Source organism: Paraglaciecola arctica BSs20135 (assembly GCF_000314995.1).
Lineage (GTDB): Bacteria > Pseudomonadota > Gammaproteobacteria > Enterobacterales > Alteromonadaceae > Paraglaciecola > Paraglaciecola arctica.
In genome coordinates, this window is sequence record NZ_BAEO01000060.1 from 44616 (window position 1) to 65814 (window position 21199).

A 21199-nucleotide genomic window follows, 5' to 3' on the forward strand; every position below is an offset into this window, starting at 1 on the left:
ATTACTCTAGTTGCTCAGTCACAGTCAATGTTGGACTGCCTAAATTACTGGCATCTAACTCGAAAATTAGATCTGCAGTGTTTTGTATATTGATATGCAAATTATCGTTTGAACCAGGGTACAGGGTGACGACTGTATGCAATTCAACATCAGTATTGGCTCCCAGATTTAAACCACCACTTCCGCCCCAGTCTTGATCGGCAATTTTGAAGTTATAGCTGCCTGCGCCGATATTAAATACTCCTCGATAAATACCGTTACCCTCGTAACTTAGAGGTGAAGTAGTGCCCCAGCCATTCATGTCGCCCCGTAACAAAGGCACATGGTTCCCATAAGGCGCAGGAATGGCATTAGGGTCCTCCGGAATGATGGTTAAGGTTGGGTTGTTGCCATTGGCAGCATCTAATACAAACTTATAGTTGCCATCAGCAATCAAACTCAAGCTTAAATTGTTGGCTCCATTGGTAAGGGTTGCCGGGGAACCCACTGGCATAGTGAATTGACCACCTATGTTGACCGCAGCAAAATCTTGATCGGCAATTTTGAACTGATAATCACCTTGCAATAGGGCTGCATCTAATGCGTAGCTGTCGTTACCTTGGTAGCTAAAGGGCAATGACGTGTCCCACGAATTAAAATCACCACGTAAATAGATACTTTGTTCACCATAAGGGGGCAGGGCCGATAGTCCATAACCTTGTGAACCATCTTGTGGTTTAACAAACACCGCAGTGGTTAACGGGGGTACGGTAAAAGTACCGCTGTTGAAAGTAGCTGTTTGAACTATTGGGTCGGCTGATTGTTGCTGACTTTGATGTAATACAAAAGCATTGGCGTTATTCACCTCGACAGATTGTGTTGAGGCACTGCCATTGATAATCACGACTATCGCGTCATTATTGTCATCTATATCCGCCAAGCCAATACCATCGTCAAGACTCATCACTATCAGGCCTTGAACTTGCTGACTTCCAGTGTTGTAGAACTTAATACGCTGGGCAATATCCTCGGCGCTATTTAAGCGGAATAACTTACTGTCGCTGCGGATCTGTAAAAACTCTTTAAACACAGTCGCTGAAAGCTGCACATCAGTGGTCGTAAAGTCAGAATTGGAATTAGCGCTAATTGGACTGATGTTACCCCAATTGTTTTGGTTATCTTGAGCCAGAGGCAAACCTATATTCCAGTTGTTACTGGCATGGGTAAAATCAACACGATTGAACCAGTCACCAGCATCATAAGTATTTCTGTCCATAGACTTAGAGCGAATTAAATCTGAACCCATATGTAAAAAAGGAATACCTTGGCTTAATAAGGGTATAGATAGCGCCACATTCTGAATACGTACTCTGTCTTGTACGCCTAAATTGGCAGGCAAAGCGTATTGCAGTTTGTCCCACAAGGTTTCGTTATCATGTTTAGATATGTAGTTAATAGTATCGGCAGGATCAATGCTGTAGCCTGCTGGCTGACCATTCCACTGGTAATCGTAAGTTGATATATAAGCATCGCTAGCTGCAACAAATTGATAGCTGCCAACATTACCCACCAGACCAACACGGATCACGTCTTGCTCGCTAATGCTGCCGCCGGTAAACATAGCGCCGTCGCGCACTGCATCACGCTGGCGATCAGAATAAGTGCCTATTTCAGTGCCGGCCATATTTAATTGTGAGGCTTGCTCAAAACGGCGGTTATTTGCCACTTCTCCAAAGTTCCAGCCTTCACCATAAAAGTAGGTATCGACATCGACAGTGCGTACCGCTTCACGTGCATCTACAATAGCCTGTTTGGGAATATGCCCCATTAAGTCGAAACGAAAGCCGTCAAAGCCAAAATGTTCGGCAAAACTCACCAATGAATCATTCATTAATTTGGCCATCATTTTGTGTTCTGTGGCGGTGTTTTCACAACAGGTGGAATTTTCAATTTGGCCACTGGTTTCGTTCAGGCGGTGATAGTATCCAGGCACCACTTTATCCAATACCGAGTTATCGTATAGGCCAGATGATGCCGCATGGTTATACACCACATCCAATATCACCCGTAGGCCTATTTGATGTAAAGATTGGTTCATGGCGCGCATTTCTAGAATACGGCTGACTCCATCAGCATCTGTTGCATAACTACCCTCTGGGGCGGCAAAATGTTGCGGATCGTAACCCCAGTTAAATCCATCAAAGGCACGCATAGACTCAACCAATGCTTGTGCATCTGTGGTGGAGGGATCGTAACTTTCCAATACCTGTAATAAAGTTAATTGATTATTTTCTACTCCACAAACCGGTGCCGTGTTATTCAGTTGGCAAAGTTTGGCAACGGTATCGGTTACATCCACTCGTTGGCTGGTATCTTCTTGGATTGAGGCAATATCGTTGGCCGGTAATAGGTGAAAGTGAGTTAACCCTGCTTGCTGCAAACCTTGTAAATGCTGCATAGGCGCAGAGTTGAGTTCGGTAAAGGCCATGTATTTGCCACGATGGGCCACACTGGTACTTTGATCCAGAATACTGAAGTCACGGATATGCCCTTCGTAGATCACCGCATCTTCGGCGTCTATGATGGTGGGCACAACGTGATCATCCCAATTAGCCGGCTTTAAGTCCGCATCTTGAAGACTGACAAACTGACTGTAACGTCCATTGGTCGCCAAGCTAACAGAGTAGGGATCAGTAGTGGTTAATTGTTCAATTTGTTCAGTAAGCGGATGGTATACAGTGACATCGTAGCGATAAAACTGCCTATCTAAGTCTGCTTTTGCCCCACTGTAAGACCAAATCCCGGTTGTATCATCCAAAGTCATAGCATGGTTGGAAAGGGCTTGTTTATTGCTGTTAAACACCGCGATATTTACTGCTTGAGCAGTAGGTGCCCAAAGATTAGCCGTAATACTGTCATTGCTGTACGAGACTCCTAATTGGGCTTCATCGGCATCGCTCGCAGCGCTGGTATATAAATTATCTAAGAGTCTGGGAAGTTGTACTCGGGTGGCTTCTATTAGTTCGCCTTGGGCGTCGAGTGCCACAGCAAGTAATTGCTGTTTGGCCCATTGTTTTGCCTGTTCTGCGCTGAGGTTCATGGTAAACCCACTAAAGCCATTAAGTTGTGGATCTTGGGCATACACAGCTGGGTCGACAATAGCCATAGTTAATGGGGTAAAGCTGGCAGCATCTAACGTTTCATCATTAACCTGAGACAAACTGGCATCGGCAGATGTGTATAAACGATATTCAACTGCATTGCCTGTAGTTAACCACACCAAAGTATTGGTATTTATCCAGTGAGCTTTGGCACCATCAACAGTAAAAGGGCGAGAGACAAGGGGTTCATACCATAACTCTGGGTAGCCATGAAAAGTAAAAGCTTGCTGGCCATTGGCGGGTTCAAATCGACTGTTATCATTGCCAAGGGCTTTGTTATCGCCGTTGTGCATAATGAAGTTGTAACAAGATGCCCCAGGAATAATGGTTAAAATATAATAAGCGCCATACACAGGGTGTTCGCCATCAGCAGGGTAAGGATCGCCCCAGTTGCCAAAATGGGTACTGTCACTAGTGGGCGCTGCATAGTCACCGCAGTCTTCGCCGTTCCATAAATGTAAGCCCCAGCCTTGATAGTTAGCGTCTTCTCGTTGATAAAATAAAGCGATTTGATTTTCTTCAAGTTGCAAACCAGTTCCTGGCGCACCTACAGGAACAAGATCGGCCTGTAGACGCATTTGCATGGATAACGCTGCACGGGTCAAACTCAACTTAACAGTGAACTTATGTGTCGCACCCGCTGCTAGTTCATTGATGTTTAAGGTAATAAAAGGTAGATCGTTTTCAGCACCTTGGCTGTTCATAATTTGAAGACTGCTGGCATCAAACAGTACCCGCATAGGCGCGCTGATATCACTACCTGTGTTGGTGAGAGTGACTATTGAACTGTACTGACGATTGACCCGATCAAAAATTGGCCGCGACGAATAGCTAAACTCTGCATTTTCAGCATCTTGCCAGGTTGCATGGGCGAAAGGCGTCAATAGCAACATCAGTAGCATATTTATGTAAATAAATGATTTCATATTAACGAGTCCTGTTGGATTGTTTGCGTCGCGAAAATAGGGCCGCACTACCAAGCAGTAACAAGGCTGTCATCGGAGGCGCTGGCACTTCTGTGGGTATGGCTAAAAGTGTCACATTGTCGATTAACAAAGTTGAGGAATATGAATCAGGGGTATAACCAGCTTCTAAGTTAAAATCCAAAAACCAGCCCGGTTGATTATTAAAACTGCTATCAAGCATCATAGAGAAAGTGCCAGAACCGTATGCACTAGTCGGGTCAATTAAGAAGCCGAGAGAGCCATCAGCACCTGTAATATTGCCGAGATCATCAATAAAATTGACAAAAAATACATCGGCGAATTCACTACCATCGTCAAATCCAGAAAAATCCCAGTCAAAACTTAGCCATAATTGCGAATTAGCCGCGACACTTAAATCAAGTTCAGTGGACAGGGTGTTGGCATAAAGCGCGGTAGTACCGTTATTAAGATCAATATTGATCTCGGCCTGACAGTCGCCAGCATTATTAATTATATTAAAATCGCCGCTTTGCACGGTATTTACGTCACTGTCAGTGTAGGTATCCCAACCGTTAAAGTTACAACTTTCGAATCCACCATTGGCAATTAAATTGGCATGAGCGCCAGATGCGAACAGTAAGCATAATAATGTCAATATTTTTGGTGCAGTTTTCACGATTAAAGCCTTTGTTGTTAGATGCTAAATACACTTGCGCAACAGTTTGTTGACAAGTTGTTTACAGAAAACTCTAATCGAAAAAAAAACATTCAACCATTAAATTTACCGCAAAAAGCCATGAATACGTATGCAGCAAAAACATCAAGATGGCTTAAAAATTTAAAATAGCAGTGATTTTTTTGTTTCACACTTTGGCTGATAATTGTGCAATTTGGTCAATTGCCTTACTTGTATTTGTGATGCTTTTATTTGCAAGAAATCTTGGCTGAAGATGTAGGTTTTAGAGTATTATCTCGGTGCATGTTCGTACACAAAATTGGAACATTTTTTGTACTTAAAATAATTTAGAGGTTATGGGTGTTAATGCTAGAAGAGCGAAGTCAATTGAATCGTCATTATGACTCACAAGGTTATTTTGTGCTTAAGGATTATTTTACCGAGTTTGAAATTTTATCACTTAGAAAAGTCATCTTAAAATTTCATGAATTATGGAAACAAGACCATGCAGAATTCTATCAGCAAGAAGCTTTCAACTCTTCATTAATTACTGGAAGCCAGTATTTGGCGTGTGACGATCGGATTAAGCTGTTTAATTTTATCAGTTCAAAAAAAATAATGGATGTTGTCGAATCGGTTCTAGCAACTTCTCCTGCGTTTATGAATACCCAATTATTTTTTAACCCCGTTAATCCACAACAAAAAGATTTTTGGCATCGAGATTGCCAATATGATCATGATGTTGCAGGGCAAAAAATAGCCATTCAGGAAACACAAGTTGTACACCTTCGAGTGCCTTTATTTGATGAACTTGGCATGGAGTTAGTACCTGGAACCCATAAGCGTTGGGATAATGATGAAGAATTTAATGTGCGACAAGAAGAAAAGGGCAGAGTGAGTAGTGAAGATCTCTCTAGCGGCAAAAAAATTCAGTTAGCTGCGGGCGACTTGTTAGTTTTTTCGGCTGATATGATCCACCGAGGTTTATACGGATTAGACAGGTTAGCCTTGGATATTTTAGTTTTTGATCCGTCGGCTGATTTTATTGATTACGTCGACGACGATTGTTTGCCGATTGATTCCATGCTGGATAAAATTGATGACCCAAGGTTATTTATCAATACTATGCAGCTAAAATCAAAACAGCAGTGTGAGTGATTGTGTATTCCTCTTAAAAGGCTCATAAAGAAAAGCGTTTTAGCACTTTTGAGTAATCATAGATAACCATTAGTTTTTCTAATCATAGATGCCCATAAAATGTACGTTGCATGTTACTTGTAGTATTACTAGAATCCACGCCTTGTTAATCACCATAGAATATGCAGGTGGCTTTTTTTAGAGCTACTAGTATTACGTTAATTATTGAAGTTGTAGTAAAAAAATGGACAAGTTAGAGTTTATTCAAATCCGTCGTTTTATCCTTAATCTGGGTAAAATGTTACACAAATATGGTTCACCATCGTTTCGTTTGGAAGCCTATTTAACAGAGATTGCGACGCATTTTGGGCTGCATGCCTCTTTTAACTCTACACCTACCACTTTAACTATAGTGCTGTGGAGTGATCATCACGAAGATGAATATAACCACTCTGCGCGCATGCAGCCGGGTGAGTTAGACATGAATTCCTTGTCTCGAACTGATGAATTAGCCCATGAGTTGTTGTCTGGTCAAATCTCACTTACGGAAGCCAATAAACAACTGGCTGAGATTGACGCTATGCCTAGCCCTTATGGTAAAAGCCTAACGGGTGTCGCCTTTGGTATGTCTACCAGTGCATTTTCAATGTTGATGGGAGCCGGTTGGTCAGAAATTATTTATTCTGGTTTGTTGGGCCTGATGGTTTACTTCTGGACTCTTTGGGCACTTCGTTCGAAACGAGTTAACTTGATGTTGGAACCTGTGGCTTCTTTTACAGTGGGCTTTGCGGCCTGTGCTATTAACCATTATTCATCATCAGGCCTTAATATCTGGCTGGTCATTCTTTCCTCTTTAATCATTTTAGTACCGGGTTTGTCATTGACCATGGGGCTAGCTGAATTATCCTCACGCAACATGGTATCTGGAACCTCTAGAGTCATGGATGCCACCATGCAGCTATTCAAACTGTATTTTGGTGCTTTTTTGGGGGTGAGTCTGGGTTACCAATTATTTGGGCAACAAGAACTGGCAATGGCAGCTACCTTACCTTTTTGGGTCAACTGGCTGGGTGTACTAATGCTTAGTGTGGGTCTGGTCGCCATATTTCGCACCCGTATGAAACATGTTCCTTGGGCAATAGCATCTACTTTTATTGCTTATGGGGCATCTACTTGGAGTTCTGGGTTTCTTGAAAATGGACTTGGCGCCTTTGTGGGCGCATTTGCACTGGGTGTGTTTGCCAATCTGTTTTCACGTATTGCTAATGCCCCGTCTACCATAGTTGCTATGCATGGTTTAATTGTATTGGTACCAGGGTCAAAAACCTATATTGGGCTTAATTCGTTTATCTCTGGCCAAGATATTATTAAGATAGATCATATTGGCCAGGAAACCTTCTTGATCTTGATGTCGCTGGTGGCAGGGTTAATATTTGCAAACGTGGTGATGCCGACTAGAAAGGCGCTGTGACAATTGTCTAAATTACGTACCTATTTTGAAATTAGCAGTTACGGTATTTATCAATCTTGGGATGAAAAAAGTAAAAGCCTTCCAAAAATCAAAGCTCTTGCTACTAAAATTCCTGCTGAATTGGAAATTGAATTTGGTTTTATCCTTAGCGCTAAAAAAGCCAAAGGAAAAAAACTAGATTGGACTATTTTTCATCCCGATGTTCTGGATGAAAATGGACTTGTCATGCCTCCATTTGAGGGCGTGGTGTACGTTCGAAATAATGATTGGGAGTTTTATTTAGGCGATACAGTTTGGGCGCCCATTCACGATAAGCTTGGGGATTGGCTTATGGTGATAGAGTGTGATGGAAAAGTTATTGCTCAGAAAACTTTTAGTTTATTGGTTGAACATGGCGATGCTGAGCTGCAATTTTGGAAAAAAAGGGGCTATTAAGACGCTACTTGGTCGATCAGCGAAGTCTATTTAACTCCCCTAATCGACCTTTTATAGATACCCGATAACACTATTACATGTTTGTTAACTAGCGTTTGTACTCTCAAATATTTTATCCGCAGATCCAGTAATAAATCCGCTAAATAGAGAGCCGTCAGGTTTTGCATAGCGACGAGCAAATTCGTAAAAACAGCTTGGGATTTCTTGAACACCATCACTAAATTTAACCGGATGACGGTCGGCCATAGTAGAAGATTGTTCCAACATTTGCTGCGGAGTCCCTTTTATTTCTCCACCAGAGGTATTTAAAGCAATACCCGCTTTTTTTACTGCTTCGTTTATTTGTTGAATTGAGTCGAAATTTAATAGCGAATTGTTACTAACCGTAAAGTGGTTTGCTCGAAATCCCCATGCCGCTACCCATGCTGCAAACTCTGATTCTTCAAGCAGCTTTTGGTATGTTGAAAAATCAATATCCCAATGGGTTCCAGAGTACAGGAAGTTAGCGGCTGAAGTTGTAGCTACATCTATATTGGCTGTCATACCTTTTACAATTGCTTGTAATTCTGGTGAGAACTGTTCAGTTAACAACTCTGAAATAAATACTTTGGGGTGGGCCGGATTGGGATGCTCAAAGTGTTTCGAATAAAGTTTTTTGGCTACAAAATGATATTCACCACATTCTTGGTAACCCAAATTTAAAAAATGAGCTGCCAGTACGTCTAAGCAAACATTACTGATATTAAATGTTCGCAAGGCGATATGATCATTGACCACATCTTTTTGCTGAGTAGAGCCTAATAACGAATGGATTATTTTTGCAGAACGTGTGACATCCACATAACTGTTCCACAAATTTTCAAATAATTCATCGATCTTGGTGCGCATATAGTTTTAATCCTAAATAAGTGAGTAAATAATAACGTCTAGATAACCAGACCAGGTGAAAGTGTTGCCGGCAGGCTGACGTTTGTAGCTTCAATTGAAGCCACTGGGTAGGCGCAGTAATCGGCGGCATAGTAGGCACTTGCTCTATGGTTTCCACTGGCACCAATTCCACCGAAAGGTGCGGCACTGGAAGCCCCAGTAGTGGGTTTGTTCCAGTTAACAATACCGGCTTGAATATGAGTAAAGAAGAACTGATAGTCGGCATTATCGTCAGCCAAAAGACCGGCAGATAAACCAAAAGAGGTATTATTAGCTTCTTTGATGGCGACGTTAAAGTCACTGTAGCGATAAATTTTTAATAAGGGCCCAAAGTGCTCTTCGTCAGGTATTGGCGCAGCATCGGTAACATCAATAATGCCTGGCGATACAAAACCTGTAGCTGCTGTCAGATGTTTAAGTTCTACCAAAACCTTGCCACCTAAAGCTTTAATTTGTTCTTGTACTTTAACCATATGTTCAGCCGCAGCAGCAGATATCATTGAGGCGATAAATGGCTGTTCCTGATTAAAAGGATCGTTAACCTGAATGTTAGCTGTGACCTCAATTAATTTACTGAGGATGGCATCACCATTTGGGGTGTTTTCAATAAACACCCGACGAGCGCATGTGCAGCGCTGACCTGAGGTAATAAAGGCAGACTGAACAATATCATGGACTGCGGCATTGATATTTTGCACGTCTTTGACAATAAGTGGATTGTTGCCACCCATTTCCAGCGCCAGTATTTTATCTGCTTGCCCGGCAAATTGTTTATGTAGTAATTGGCCTGTTGATGAACTGCCAGTAAAAAATAAACCATTAATATCAGGATGGGCCGCAAGGGATTTCCCAGTTTCTACCTTGCCTTGCACTAAATTTAATACCCCTTCAGGCAAACCTGCTTGTTGCCACAATTGCAGCATATATTCAGCTACTTTTGGGGTTAAATCCGAAGGTTTGAATACTATGGTATTGCCGGCGATTAACGCTGGCACAATATGCCCGTTTGGCAAATGCCCTGGGAAATTATAGGGACCAAATACAGCAACCACACCATGGGGTTTATGACGAACAAAGGCCGTCGCACCTGGTAGTGCATTTTCTTTGGTGCCGGTGCGAACATTGTGTGCATCTATGGATATTGCCGATTTTCCTGCCATTGCAGCAACTTCAGTACGAGATTCCCACAAGGCTTTACCTGTTTCCTTGGCTATTGTGATGGCCATTTCTTCACTGTTTTCTTTTAATAACTGAGCAAAAGACTCAACTATTTCAATTCGTTTTTCCAGACTGGAATACCCCCAAGTATTAAATGCCTGACGGGCCGCTGCAACGGCTTGGTCAACTTGTTCAGCGTTGGCACATTCACCTTGCCATATTGTTTCGCCATTGGCTGGGTTAATCGATTTGAAACTTAAGTTATCGTCAGCCAGTTGATGATTGCTGTTGGTTTGAATATTCATATTAGATCCTTAAAGGCATAAAAAGCGGACGTTATCGCCGGTTTTGAGCAGTAATGCTGTGGCAATATTGGGACTCAGCGTTAATGTATTGCTATCAATATCGTAGCTCGCTTGGGCTGTTGACATAGCTCGAAAATCCTTGACTAGGTCATTACATATAAAGAAAGACTGCTCACCGCTGGCTTCTGCAATCTTGACTTTACAACTTTTGCTTTGGCTGACAGAGCGGATATTATTCAGGGATATTTCTACTGTTGGACCGGCATCAAACAAGTCGACATAACCTCTAAATTGAAACCCTTCCTTTTCCAGAAGCCGTAATGCGGGTGCTGTTTTGTTATGAACTTGGCCAATAACTGCCTGAGCATCTTGGCTGAGTAAACTCACATAAATGGGATGTTTAGGCATTAATTCCGAGATAAAAGTCTTGTCACCAATCCCTACAAGATAATCGGCAGTGGGAAAGTCGATACCAAAAAAATGCTCTTCAAGCCATGCCCAAAAAGGAGAACGCCCTTGTGCATCTGATACGCCGCGCATTTCAGCAATAACAGTATTTGAGAAACGTTCAGGATGATTAGCCATAAACAGAAATCGAACCCGAGACATCAATTGCCCAGCGTTGCCTTTGCGGTATTTTTCCCGTACAAACAGGGTACAGACTTCGGTAGCACCGGTGTAATCGTTACAAAATGTCAGAGTCTGAATGGATTTGTTTACGTCCAAACTGGGTGAGTGATTTTTAATTGTACCCAGATGGTAATGATGCAGCGGTACAGACATACCTACAGCAGCTTCAATACCTGCAATACCAACAACTTGATTGGTTTCAGTATCTTCGAGAACAAAAAGATAACTTTGATTACCTGGCGCACTTACATCAGCCGAGAAACTGGCCTCGGCTTTTTCAATTTTGCCTAGTAATAACTCATCGTTGTTAGGCAAGGAGGTAAATCCATGCCCAGACTCGACGGCAATTTGTTTAAGCGCGCTAAAATCAGAGGCTACAATTGGACGAATTAACAACATAATGGCTTAGATCCTGTGCTTAATCTAAGCATTAACGACTTGAGCTACAGCCTTTTCAAATCGTTTTAAGCCTTCTTTAATTTCATCTTCTGAAATAATTAATGAAGGAGCAAAACGAATAACATCCAGTCCTGCGATTAAGCTCATCAAGCCATTATCAGCCGATGCATTTAAAAATTCACGAGAACGGCCTTTATATTGTTCATTTAGTACAGCACCCAACAATAGACCTTGACCTCGGACTTCACTAAACACCTTGTATTTGCTATTAATCCCCTCCAAACCGGTTCTAAATAGCTGCTCACGAGCTTTTACACCCTTAAGAGTATCAGCTGTATTAACCACATCTAATACCGCTTCGGCAACTGCGCAGGCTAAAGGGTTTCCACCATAGGTTGAACCGTGAGTACCTATTTTTAAATGTTTTGCAATTTCAGTGGTGGTCAACATCGCACCAATTGGAAAACCGCCGCCCAAGGCTTTTGCGGTCGTTAAGATATCTGGCGTGACGCCCAATCCCTGATAAGCATAAAGATCACCGGTACGGCCGACACCGGTTTGTACTTCATCGAAAATAAGTAGTGCATTGTGCTTATCACAAAGTGCGCGTACACCTTGGATAAAGTCTGCTGTTGCTGGGATGATACCGCCTTCACCTTGTAATGGTTCAACCATAACAGCACAGGTATTGTCTGATATCAGCTTTTCAACGCTGGCGAGATCGTTAAAATCGGCATGTACAATATCACCAGGTTTTGGGCCAAAACCGTCAGAATAAGCCGCTTGACCACCAACAGTCACAGTGAAAAAAGTACGACCATGAAAGCTTTTGTTGAAGGAAATAATTTGGGTTTTATGCTCTCCATAATTATCAATTGCCCAACGACGAGCCAGTTTCAAAGCCGCTTCATTGGCTTCACCACCGGAGTTGGCAAAGTAAACTTTTTCTGCAAAAGTGGCATCAGTGAGTTTTTTAGCTAAACGCAAAGCAGGTTCGTTAGTCATAACATTTGAAAGATGCCAAAGTTTTTCACCTTGCTCTTTTAATGCATTGACCAATGAAGGGTGACAATGGCCTAAACAATTCACCGCAATTCCGCCAGCGAAGTCGATAAACTCGTTACCTTGCTGATCCCAAACTCGCGACCCTTTGCCTTTAACTGGAATTATTTTTGAAGGTGCGTAGTTTGGCACCATAACTTCGTCGAACAGTTCTCTTGTAATTTGCACTGATAGAAACCCTTAAGTCGATATGATGTTAAAAAGTGAAAGATGCAAAAAGACGCCAATAAACGCGAAAAATTGTATAAACATCATTGATTTATAATGGGGGCTATTATGGTAAAACTAACTTTAAATGTGCAGTGTCATTATGATTAATATGAGCCTATAATTTAGCAAAATAATCATATGAATTATCAAATTGCTAACAAAACAAGAACAACAACTACTTTCTATATTGCGCTCCAATGCACGAGCAAGTATTTCGGATTTGGCGCGAGTGCTGAATCTTTCCCGTTCGACCATACAAAAACGCATTACTAAGCTGGAAGAATCGGGAGTCATTAGTGGTTATGTTGTTCAATATGGCAGCGAGTACCAAAATAATTTGGTGTCGTCCCATGTATCTATCAAGGTGAAACAAAAGCTTACAGCTCGTACCAATGTAGAATTAAGGCAGATCAGCGAAATTTCTGAGTTATACGCTATTAGTGGTGAATATGACTTAATCGCTATAGTGCAAGCTCAAAGCCTTGAGCAATTAAGTCATATTTTGGATGGCATAGGTAATCTAGATGGTGTTGATAGAACCAATTCCGCTGTGGTGCTGGAAACCAAATTTAAACGCTAAAGCAGTTAATCATACTAAATTTGAGCCCATGGACTTGCCATGACACTATTTGTTGAAGGGCAGAACAGACTTAGGGTGTGAATATTCTGCTCTTCCCATAACAACCCGTTAAATTGTTTCTAACTTTTTAGATTGACCAAATACCGGCCCACAACCTTAGACTGCATAAAACGTTGCAGATATTCTGGGGTTTGTTCTAAGGTGATTTCTTCACATAGACTTTGCAGATTAGGGAGTTTCATATCACTAGCCACGCGTTGCCAAATATGTTGTTTATCACTAAGAGGGATATAAACCGAATCCACGCCCAGTAAAGACACGCCACGTATAATAAAAGGATATACAGAAGAAGAAAATGAATCAGAAGCTGCCAATCCACAGGCTGATACGCCGCCACCTGATTTAATTTGTTTTAATAGGTTACTCAGGTAGTCACCACCTAAGGTATCTATTCCATGAGCCCATCTTTCTTTACCCATTGGTAGATCAGCCACTTCATTGAGCACATCACGATGTAATACTTCATCAGCCCCCATTGCCTTTAAATGCTCAGTTTGTTCAGGTTTACCCGAAAAGGCCACCACGCTATAACCTAACTGCTTGAGCAGGGCAATACTGGTACTGCCGACTCCCCCAGTTGAACCCGTAACAGCAACAGGGCCATCTTCTGGACGTGCGCCCATCTTTTCCAGTTTTTGGATGCAAAGGGCCGCCGTTAAACCGCCAGTTCCATAGCTCATTGCTTCTTTTAGAGATAGGTTTTCTGGACGTTTTACTGCCCAGTTAGCGGGAATAGAAATCATCTGTCCTAAACCGCCAGGAGTATTCATGCCTAAATCATAACCAAAGATCACCACTTCATCTCCAGGGGAAAAAGTGCCGGATTTATCCCGCACAACCACGCCTGCAGCATCTATACCTGGAGTATGTGGAAAATGACTGCTAACCCGTTTATTGCCGCTAGCAGATAATGCATCTTTATAATTTAAGGATGAATAGTGAACGTTAACGAGTAAGTCATTGTCAGGTAAGTCACTTACCGAGCGATTGGCTATATTCAAGGTAAATTGTTTGTTTGCTGTTTCTTCAACTAGTAATGCTTTAAAAGTATTTTGCTCAGACATAGTTGCAAGTTTCCATGATTATTCGTATGTGTCATAACCTTAACAAATGGGGATTGTTACGGCCAGAATAGTTGAAGGGGCCTTTTACATAGGAGGTGTAGCTGATAGTTGACTCCGATACAGGATCCACAATGCCAAGGTGTTGAAAAAATCTAAGAGCAAAAGCTGATTTGAGCATGTAAAAGAAGGTTGTTACTCGCCTAAATCCTCAAATTGACTCAGGCTCATGTCGCTCACCACTAAGTTCTTCTGATGTAAGCGGAACTTCATCAGAAGTAGGGTGTACATCCAAAACCTCTTCAGATTCTGGATGCATAGGTAATACATTTTGCGATGTGCGTACCATGGCAACGTAATGACTTTCATGGTCGTCTGGTATCTCAACAATGCGCGAGCGAATTAGCTGCATGATGAGAACCAAGCTAGAGGTTGCCAAAACAACCAGATAATAGGCGGGTAGGGCGCTGGCCCCCATATGTTCCAGTGCAAATCCAGCAATAGTTGGTCCAACAAAAGATCCCAAACCGTAAATCATTAAAAGACTACTGGAACCTGCAACTAGATTATCTTTGCTTATACGATCCACTAGATGCACCACTGAAATAGGGTATATCGCCAGCACTATTCCGCAAAATATTGTTGATAGGGCTGTAATTAATCCTCGCTCAACGGGGTAGTATTTAGCGCATATAGCCATAGCGAATGCCAGTAAACTACTCAGTATAAAAGTAACTAAAATAACCCGTCGACGATCCATGCGATCAGACCAGCGGCCTACCGGATATTGGATGAAAGCACCGCCTAGTATAGAGAGCGAAATAAAGGTGGCCAGCTGATTTTCTGTATAACCTAAATCGTTTACAAACAAAGGCGTTAGCCCCCAAAATGGTCCCATGATTAATCCAGATACTAAGCAGCCTGTAACCGCTACTGGAGCTGCATCAAACACCTTCAAAATACTCATTGATGGCATATCAACATTCACATTGGGCTGTTGCAGTCTAGTCCAAGAAATTGGCATGATCGCAGCTGTGACAAGTAAACTGGCTATTATAAATAGGGTATAACCAGTGGCACTGTCGATAAGCAGAAGTTGTTGCGAAGCCGCAACGGCTAATAAGTTAATCAGGGTATATATGGAGAACACCCGGCTTCTATAGGCATCTTGTGTTTGACCATTTAGCCAACTTTCGACCACTGTATACATAGCAAAAACGCCAAAACCAGTCACAAAGCGAATGATTAGCCAAGCGTAGGGTGATATAGCCAATGTATAAGCAAGAGTGCAACAGCCGAGCAAGGCAGTACAAAAAGTAAAACAGCGGATGTGGCCCATGCGTTTGATCATTCTCGAAGCTAGCAGCGTGGCGACGAAGGCACCCAAAAAATAAACCGAAGTGAGTATACCTAAAAACTTACCTGAAAACCCCTCTGCAACCCCGCGTAAGATCAGTAATGTACTGAGTAAACTGTTGCCTAATAACAACAAAAAAATAGCCAAAAATAAGGCCGTAATAGAAACAAGAATTGAACGCATGGCGTTTCCAGCAATAAATGGGTTAAATGGGTAAAGTTGGCGGAATGGAGTATGCCATGGGAGCAATCTAACACAATGGATGATAACCACAAAGGTCCTAATGCGCTAGGCAAACAGCATCCGTTTTGTGCAAAAATCGCCTAGTCTTTGCTCGGCAAGTATAAAGGTTTGAGCGCTCAACCTTTATACTGCGCTGCTAGTCAGCCTAACACTCTAGTAACGCAAATGTGTTGAAGTAACGCATATGTGTTGAGGAAAACGCAGAATATACAATGTTGCACTTTAAATTTCAGTAAACTGCAGAAAAACAATGTACCCATGAATCGATCTCTGACTTTAATTCCAACCTGTAAGCAGTAATTAAGCATTGCAATCATAGGCTCAATATCTTTTTTGTATAACTGTTAAACGCTGTTAATAATTACCAGGCTTCATGTATCAGTGCGCTGCTCAGGAGTAAACATTGCAAGGAAATCTTGCGGTAATCTCGGCTCTGGTAATGCAAGGATATAGACTACGCGATCTTTAATCGCGCCTTCTGCATGAAGCTCTCCCATAGGCACAATAATTTTGTCCCCAGCACAGACCATTGTCTTTTTGTTGGTTTCAGCATCTAAAAAATCTGTTTCTCCTTGCATGATATATGCGTGTACTTCATCTTTATGCCAATGTACTGGCGCAGCTTCTGTGGCGCCTGATACAAAGGTGGTTGGCCAAGTATTATTTTTTTCTATATCTGCTAAAACTTCAGCCTTTGTTGTGAAAAACTGCTTATAAAACTTTAATCCCATTTGAAATACTCCATTTTCTAAGTTTGAGTTACTAACACCTTGCAAAGAATACAGCTGGTTACTTGCGCAGTAAATAGGCATATAATCATTGCATTAATGTAAGGAGTGCACGAATGGATTTGAACAATATCCAGTTATTTGTTGAAGTAGTGAAGCGAAACAGCTTTGCCGAGGTGGCGAGAATCCGAAATATTGACCCTTCATCAGTATCGCGGTCTATTCGGAAACTTGAAAATTCATTAGGTTTTCGACTGTTTCAGCGAACGACACGAAAGTTATCACCAACTGAGTCAGGAAAAGCCTATTTTAGGCAAGTAGAAGGACTGGTCGCCACATTTATACAAGCAGGAGAACGGGCTTTAGATCTATCCAATGAGCCTATCGGCAATCTCAGAGTGGCGGCTTGTACCTCTTTTGGACAAAAAAAGTTAGTTCCTTTATTGCCAGTAATGCGGAAAAAATATCCCAAATTGGCCATCGAATTGGTGCTGTCGGACAACCAAATAGATATTGTAGAGCAACAAATTGATGCCGCTATTCGTTTTGGAAAAAAACCTACTGATGATTTTATTTGTAAAGAGTTAGCACCCAGAAAATTTGTTGTTTGTGCCAGCCCCTCTTTTATCAAATCTAATTCTATTACAAAGAGTCCCCTATGTTTAAGTGAATTAGAATGTCTTAGGTTTTCAATTCCTGGATATCGAGAAGCTTGGAAGTTTCGGCAAGCTAATAAAAAAGAACTAGTTGTTCCCGTGACAGGACATTTACTGATCTCCCATGGCATGACTATGACAGCTAGTGCTGTTGCTGGCCTAGGCATAGCATTACTTCCTGATTGGTTGTGTCGAGATGAATTGGCCGATGGTAGCTTGGTGGATCTGTTCCCAGATTATGAATGTGCTGCAGCAGATTTTGGTACTTCTACCTGGTTAGTTTACCCTAGCAGAGATTACATGCCGTTAAAACTCAGTGCGTTTATCGATTGTTTGAAAAGTGAAATCCCAGAATTTGCTTAAACCAGTAAAAAAATTCTGGATCACCAGTACTTCTTTGAAAAAATGTACTAGGTATTACCTGATAGATAACTGCTCTCGGGTTCAGGTTAATTAATCCCATCTCGTTACTAAACTGCTAATATTCCAGCTACGTTTTAATATGTAAATTCAAAAATGAAAAATAAAGTATCACCTGAAGTTGAAATACAAGCGATGAAAATAGCTAAAGGCACCCAAAAAATGGGGCAAACTAAAGAGCAAACCAAGTTGATTGCTCAAGGTATTGAAAAGGGCATCGCTGAATTTAAAAAACAGCAAGGTAAAAAGTTACGAGAAATAGATAAACAGCGTAAACAAAAGATAAAACAACGAGAGCAAAAAGATACCGAAACAGTAGAAGAGGAATCGGTTAATAATCCTATGCCATACCTACCATGGATATTGCTGTTGTTAAGCTGGATAGGTTTTGTTGTTTTTATTGCCCTGTAATCTTTGGGCAAGGTACAAATAAATGTAGCGCGTAACTGGCCTTGAAACAAAAGGTTATATTTTCAACGGAATTTGACAGTGTTTATATTTTCGTATATTGTTTGTATATACGTTGCATAACATGTTGAGTGTTCCTAAATCTCTTCCTATCAAGCATATAAATTAAATGATTAAAAAACAGCGGAATAAGTTAGGAAAAAAAGATAGCCAATTGGTTATCCGTATCAATGGCGAAGAAAGAGACGAGTTTGTATCACTTTGTGAAGACTTGGACACTAGCGCTGCACGAGAATTAAGAAAATTTATTCGTCGCTTTGTGGCTGAACATAAAGCGGTAAGTTGAACAGTGCAACTATGCAATAATGCAGTTGCGCGCTTAGGAGAAAGTAAAATGGCTAAAGCATCAAAAAAAGTGACTAAAATCAAAGATGAAATCAAAGTAAGAAAATTGAAAATGAAAAAACAGGAAAGTAAAATTAAAAAACTTAAAAAGGCCTTAAAAAAGACTTCTTAAGTTTGTATTTTCTTAACTAACGATAAGGCAGAGTATCTCAGTATTTTTGTGACTCTGCTTTTTTGTTAATCCCTCATGCCTATTGAGAGCTTTGTAATGTCTAAAAAAACATCAAAAAAAGAAGCAAAAAAAACGTTTAAGAAATCCATAAGTGACGCGGCGTTAAAGAAGATTAACCGCAAACTTATTTCCACCAAAAATGCCCTAGAAAATCAAGTTGAAGATCTAAGTCTTCAAGTTAAAAAACTTGGCAAAAAATCAGGTAAAAAAGCATTAAAATTGTTTAATGAGTTAGACGCCAACTACCACAGAAAATTAGTTGATTTGCAGGATGAATTCGAGGAACGCTTAGCGTCATTATCTAGTATGCAAGACAAAGTAGTTGAACTTATGACTGAAAAAGTGACAACAACTAAAAGTGCAACTGCCAAATTATCTAAACCCGTAAAACCAACAAAGACTAAGCCTAAGTCAACACCTCAACCCAAAGCAGCTATTAAAACTGCAACTATTGCATCAATAAATAGTATTGGGCCAGTGATGCAAAAAAAGTTAGCTGAAAAAGGCATCACTACCCTTGATGATATTGCTAATACTCCAAAAGACAAAATTCAGATATTAAAGCAGTTTGAAAATGAACGAGGGTTTAGTACCTGGGAAGGACAAGCGAAAACACTTTTAGCTGATAGTTAAATTTGTAAAATGAATCGTTGCGGAGCTTATGGATTTTTGGGATAAACCCATAAGCAACAGTCTCCGGCTTTTAGGGAGCTAGTCTATTGAGATATAAATGAAAACTAATAAAATGGCATGTTGATAAAGCCTTCGGTTTTATTCAGCCAAACGAAGGTGGCGCAGATGTTTTTATGCATAAAACCGCATTATGTAAATAGAAAACGTACACCACAGATTAAAGACATTATTACTTTCTCAATTTCAAAAGATAAAAACGGCAGGAATAGCGCAATTGATGCCACTTTTTCGGGTGAAAAGCTAAAGGTTAAGAAATCCCCAAGAAACCATTAGTTTTCAGTTTATTTGTCATTGCTGTTTTAACAGTTATCACTGCGGCTTACTTCATTGGCCAATTTCCTCAAAAGTTACTATTTTGGTATTTGGGTTTCAGCGCCATTGCTTTTTTTGTTTATGCTTTTGATAAAGCAAAAGCGCAACGGGGAGTATGGCGAATTCAAGAAAGTACTTTGCATTTGTTTGCACTTTTAGGTGGCTGGCCAAGGGCAGCCGTAGCGCAACAATTATTAAGACACAAATCTAAAAAACGAGAGTTTCGGACTGTATTTTGGGGCACTGTAATTATTATTATCGCTGGTCTGTTATGGCTTTATTTAGAGTCAGATGGAGAATATCTTAGGTTCTTGTTTTAGATGTTATCAGCTGAGCTTAGCTGCTGGTAAAACAGACTTACTAGTGGGCAGTTATTACCTTTGCTCCAACGCTTTGTAAAGTTGACGCAACGAGCTGGAAGGTTTAACGTCACTATTTAAACTCTATAATTAGTTTAGAGGTAGTATTTTTGTCTAAGTCCATTCCTACTAAATTTTTCGATATGTTGCCGCTACCTATTGTAGTTTTAGAGATTGTTGAAGAAACGCAAAATCAACCTCTTGTTTATTTAAATGCAAGTTTTAGTCAAGTCATTGGCTGGAACCTCGAAGAAATCCCAGATTTAGAAAATTGGTGGAAAACTGCATACCCAGATCCACAATATCAAAAAGTGGTTAAAAGACTTTGGAATATCAGTATGGAATCTCAAGGTACCTACAACGATAATTTTGTTATTGTGACGGTTAATATTATGACAAAGCACGATGGCATTAAGCGCTTTAAAGTATACACCGAACTGAAGAGTGCACTATTGGATGGATATAATGTTGTGGCTTTTGAAGAAATCAGTGAACCCGTATTGTAACTTACGACAGATTACATTAAATACAATTGGGTGTAGTTAAACTAAAACTGTGGCAAATTTTTTATTAACAGTCTACTGTCACTATTTCAACGGTGCAGTTAGGGAAGCCAAAGGAATCATAAATCAGGTAACACCCTTCAGTAGTAGGTGTGCCCGAACTAGGAATTTGATAGCCAATTAAGGTATATTGATTATCAACACGAGTTTCAAAATCATCCGAGATATCCAAAAAATCAAGCATATCTAACTTATCTCCTCCCTCTCCCTGACTCTCAGGGCATAGATTGCGCCAATCAATTTCGACACTGCCAAACCCAAAATCAACTATATAGTCTGTCTGTATCCCATTAGGGTTGGTAGCTGCAGTTTTTAGCCCTTTCACTCTTGCTTTCATTTGTACTAGAGTTATGGTTGACTTGAATTGGCCACTTAATGAGTTAAGTACTGCTATTTTTGCATCAGAAGAAATGTCGATAAATTTTGGAGCCGCAACAACAGCCAAAATACCTAAAATGACAATGACAATGATAAGCTCAATTAATGTGAAACCTTTATTTTTATTTTTACTCACAGTACAACCGCCTAATTTTTACTTTATATTATTAAAAATAATCAGTGTGTGTTTATTTAAACAAATTTCATCTAGAGCATGAGTCTATAAATATAAACGCAATAAATCAAAGCTTTAGATCCATTAAAATCAATTCGTCATTCCGCCGTATGAATTGGGATCAAAACAAGTAATGAACTAGCAGGCCTTTTA

The 21199-nt window shown here is 40.7% G+C and carries 22 protein-coding genes; 12 read left to right on the forward strand and 10 right to left on the reverse strand.

From position 1 onward, the window contains the following. Nucleotide 1: 1 nt before the first annotated feature. Both pulA and GARC_RS19825 read right to left on the reverse strand, forming a co-directional pair. Complete coding sequence (gene pulA, locus GARC_RS19820; protein ID WP_007623643.1) at nt 2-4066, reverse strand: pullulanase-type alpha-1,6-glucosidase; 4065 nt, start codon at nt 4064-4066, stop codon at nt 2-4. 1 nt (nt 4067) lies between these two features. After that, nucleotides 4068-4742: a hypothetical protein gene (locus GARC_RS19825; protein ID WP_007623645.1), complete on the reverse strand. Its 675-nt coding sequence runs from the start codon at nt 4740-4742 to the stop codon at nt 4068-4070. A gap of 366 nt (nt 4743-5108) precedes the next feature. On the opposite strand from GARC_RS19825, the gene GARC_RS19830 reads away from it, so the two are divergent. The 3 genes from GARC_RS19830 (at nt 5109) to GARC_RS19840 (ending at nt 7785) form a co-directional block, all read left to right on the forward strand. Continuing rightward, nucleotides 5109-5900 carry a phytanoyl-CoA dioxygenase family protein gene (locus GARC_RS19830; protein WP_007623649.1) on the forward strand — a complete coding sequence of 264 codons (792 nt, stop codon included), beginning with the start codon at nt 5109-5111 and terminating at the stop codon, nt 5898-5900. Between the two features lie 223 nt (nt 5901-6123). Beyond that, nucleotides 6124-7350, forward strand: coding sequence for a threonine/serine exporter family protein (locus tag GARC_RS19835; RefSeq protein WP_007623651.1), 1227 nt, complete (start codon nt 6124-6126; stop codon nt 7348-7350). 3 nt (nt 7351-7353) lie between these two features. Continuing rightward, the gene (locus GARC_RS19840; protein ID WP_007623652.1) at nt 7354-7785 is read left to right on the forward strand and encodes a DUF3859 domain-containing protein; all 432 of its coding nucleotides are present in this window, start codon (nt 7354-7356) and stop codon (nt 7783-7785) included. A gap of 84 nt (nt 7786-7869) precedes the next feature. Here the strand turns inward: GARC_RS19840 and GARC_RS19845 are convergent, their stop codons facing one another. Genes GARC_RS19845 through GARC_RS19860 form a run of 4 tightly spaced genes read right to left on the reverse strand, consistent with a single transcriptional unit; the run spans nt 7870 to nt 12434 of the window. After that, a complete protein-coding gene (locus tag GARC_RS19845) occupies nt 7870-8673 on the reverse strand; it encodes a DUF1338 domain-containing protein (protein ID WP_007623653.1) in 804 nt (267 codons plus the stop codon). 38 nt (nt 8674-8711) lie between these two features. Next, nucleotides 8712-10175 carry a succinylglutamate-semialdehyde dehydrogenase gene (gene astD / locus GARC_RS19850; RefSeq protein WP_007623654.1) on the reverse strand — a complete coding sequence of 488 codons (1464 nt, stop codon included), beginning with the start codon at nt 10173-10175 and terminating at the stop codon, nt 8712-8714. Nucleotides 10176-10184: 9 nt separating this feature from the next. Continuing rightward, a complete protein-coding gene (gene astA, locus GARC_RS19855) occupies nt 10185-11204 on the reverse strand; it encodes an arginine N-succinyltransferase (RefSeq protein WP_007623655.1) in 1020 nt (339 codons plus the stop codon). Between the two features lie 24 nt (nt 11205-11228). Beyond that, on the reverse strand, nt 11229-12434 hold the full coding sequence (locus GARC_RS19860; RefSeq protein ID WP_007623656.1) for an aspartate aminotransferase family protein: 1206 nt from the start codon (nt 12432-12434) through the stop codon (nt 11229-11231). A gap of 193 nt (nt 12435-12627) precedes the next feature. On the opposite strand from GARC_RS19860, the gene GARC_RS19865 reads away from it, so the two are divergent. Then, on the forward strand, nt 12628-13056 hold the full coding sequence (locus GARC_RS19865) for an Lrp/AsnC family transcriptional regulator (RefSeq protein WP_007623657.1): 429 nt from the start codon (nt 12628-12630) through the stop codon (nt 13054-13056). A gap of 119 nt (nt 13057-13175) precedes the next feature. Here the strand turns inward: GARC_RS19865 and GARC_RS19870 are convergent, their stop codons facing one another. The 3 genes from GARC_RS19870 to GARC_RS19880 all read right to left on the reverse strand — a co-directional run bounded on the left by GARC_RS19870 (nt 13176) and on the right by GARC_RS19880 (nt 16508). After that, a complete protein-coding gene (locus GARC_RS19870) occupies nt 13176-14180 on the reverse strand; it encodes a YhdH/YhfP family quinone oxidoreductase (RefSeq protein ID WP_007623660.1) in 1005 nt (334 codons plus the stop codon). A gap of 208 nt (nt 14181-14388) precedes the next feature. Next, the gene (locus GARC_RS19875; protein WP_007623662.1) at nt 14389-15717 is read right to left on the reverse strand and encodes an MFS transporter; all 1329 of its coding nucleotides are present in this window, start codon (nt 15715-15717) and stop codon (nt 14389-14391) included. Nucleotides 15718-16148: 431 nt separating this feature from the next. Then, on the reverse strand, nt 16149-16508 hold the full coding sequence (locus GARC_RS19880) for a hypothetical protein (RefSeq protein WP_007623664.1): 360 nt from the start codon (nt 16506-16508) through the stop codon (nt 16149-16151). Nucleotides 16509-16621: 113 nt separating this feature from the next. Here GARC_RS19880 and GARC_RS19885 point away from each other — a divergent pair, with 113 nt between their 5' ends. From GARC_RS19885 to GARC_RS19905, 8 genes are all read left to right on the forward strand, one after another. After that, nucleotides 16622-17524, forward strand: a complete 903-nt coding sequence (locus GARC_RS19885; RefSeq protein WP_039990118.1) for a LysR family transcriptional regulator — start codon at nt 16622-16624, stop codon at nt 17522-17524. A 153-nt stretch (nt 17525-17677) separates the two neighbouring features. Beyond that, nucleotides 17678-17992 carry a DUF2956 domain-containing protein gene (locus GARC_RS19890; RefSeq protein ID WP_007623669.1) on the forward strand — a complete coding sequence of 105 codons (315 nt, stop codon included), beginning with the start codon at nt 17678-17680 and terminating at the stop codon, nt 17990-17992. 166 nt (nt 17993-18158) lie between these two features. After that, on the forward strand, nt 18159-18335 hold the full coding sequence (locus tag GARC_RS27060; RefSeq protein WP_007623675.1) for a hypothetical protein: 177 nt from the start codon (nt 18159-18161) through the stop codon (nt 18333-18335). Between the two features lie 48 nt (nt 18336-18383). Continuing rightward, nucleotides 18384-18506 (forward strand): hypothetical protein, encoded by a 123-nt coding sequence (locus GARC_RS27600; protein ID WP_007623676.1) that lies wholly within the window; start codon nt 18384-18386, stop codon nt 18504-18506. 96 nt (nt 18507-18602) lie between these two features. Continuing rightward, nucleotides 18603-19199: a helix-hairpin-helix domain-containing protein gene (locus tag GARC_RS19895; protein WP_007623677.1), complete on the forward strand. Its 597-nt coding sequence runs from the start codon at nt 18603-18605 to the stop codon at nt 19197-19199. A 107-nt stretch (nt 19200-19306) separates the two neighbouring features. Beyond that, nucleotides 19307-19399, forward strand: coding sequence for a cold shock domain-containing protein (locus GARC_RS27430; RefSeq protein WP_085948801.1), 93 nt, complete (start codon nt 19307-19309; stop codon nt 19397-19399). A 222-nt stretch (nt 19400-19621) separates the two neighbouring features. After that, nucleotides 19622-19891 (forward strand): DUF1294 domain-containing protein, encoded by a 270-nt coding sequence (locus GARC_RS27435; protein ID WP_007623679.1) that lies wholly within the window; start codon nt 19622-19624, stop codon nt 19889-19891. A 149-nt stretch (nt 19892-20040) separates the two neighbouring features. Beyond that, nucleotides 20041-20436 carry a hypothetical protein gene (locus tag GARC_RS19905; RefSeq protein ID WP_007623680.1) on the forward strand — a complete coding sequence of 132 codons (396 nt, stop codon included), beginning with the start codon at nt 20041-20043 and terminating at the stop codon, nt 20434-20436. Between the two features lie 64 nt (nt 20437-20500). Here the strand turns inward: GARC_RS19905 and GARC_RS27640 are convergent, their stop codons facing one another. Then, a complete protein-coding gene (locus tag GARC_RS27640) occupies nt 20501-21007 on the reverse strand; it encodes a prepilin-type N-terminal cleavage/methylation domain-containing protein (protein WP_007623681.1) in 507 nt (168 codons plus the stop codon). Between the last annotated feature and the right edge of the window lie 192 nt (nt 21008-21199).

What these genes read in the sequence shown, in the direction of transcription:
- pulA (WP_007623643.1), bottom strand. Translation starts at nt 4,066, where the DNA reads ATGAAATCATTTATTTACATAAATATGCTACTGATGTTGCTATTGACG.
- GARC_RS19830 (WP_007623649.1), top strand. Translation starts at nt 5,109, where the DNA reads ATGCTAGAAGAGCGAAGTCAATTGAATCGTCATTATGACTCACAAGGT.
- GARC_RS19835 (WP_007623651.1), top strand. Translation starts at nt 6,124, where the DNA reads ATGGACAAGTTAGAGTTTATTCAAATCCGTCGTTTTATCCTTAATCTG.
- GARC_RS19845 (WP_007623653.1), bottom strand. Translation starts at nt 8,673, where the DNA reads ATGCGCACCAAGATCGATGAATTATTTGAAAATTTGTGGAACAGTTAT.
- astD (WP_007623654.1), bottom strand. Translation starts at nt 10,175, where the DNA reads ATGAATATTCAAACCAACAGCAATCATCAACTGGCTGACGATAACTTA.
- astA (WP_007623655.1), bottom strand. Translation starts at nt 11,204, where the DNA reads ATGTTGTTAATTCGTCCAATTGTAGCCTCTGATTTTAGCGCGCTTAAA.
- GARC_RS19870 (WP_007623660.1), bottom strand. Translation starts at nt 14,180, where the DNA reads ATGTCTGAGCAAAATACTTTTAAAGCATTACTAGTTGAAGAAACAGCA.
- GARC_RS19875 (WP_007623662.1), bottom strand. Translation starts at nt 15,717, where the DNA reads ATGCGTTCAATTCTTGTTTCTATTACGGCCTTATTTTTGGCTATTTTT.
- GARC_RS19880 (WP_007623664.1), bottom strand. Translation starts at nt 16,508, where the DNA reads ATGGGATTAAAGTTTTATAAGCAGTTTTTCACAACAAAGGCTGAAGTT.
- GARC_RS19885 (WP_039990118.1), top strand. Translation starts at nt 16,622, where the DNA reads ATGGATTTGAACAATATCCAGTTATTTGTTGAAGTAGTGAAGCGAAAC.
- GARC_RS19890 (WP_007623669.1), top strand. Translation starts at nt 17,678, where the DNA reads ATGAAAAATAAAGTATCACCTGAAGTTGAAATACAAGCGATGAAAATA.
- GARC_RS27060 (WP_007623675.1), top strand. Translation starts at nt 18,159, where the DNA reads ATGATTAAAAAACAGCGGAATAAGTTAGGAAAAAAAGATAGCCAATTG.
- GARC_RS27600 (WP_007623676.1), top strand. Translation starts at nt 18,384, where the DNA reads ATGGCTAAAGCATCAAAAAAAGTGACTAAAATCAAAGATGAAATCAAA.
- GARC_RS19895 (WP_007623677.1), top strand. Translation starts at nt 18,603, where the DNA reads ATGTCTAAAAAAACATCAAAAAAAGAAGCAAAAAAAACGTTTAAGAAA.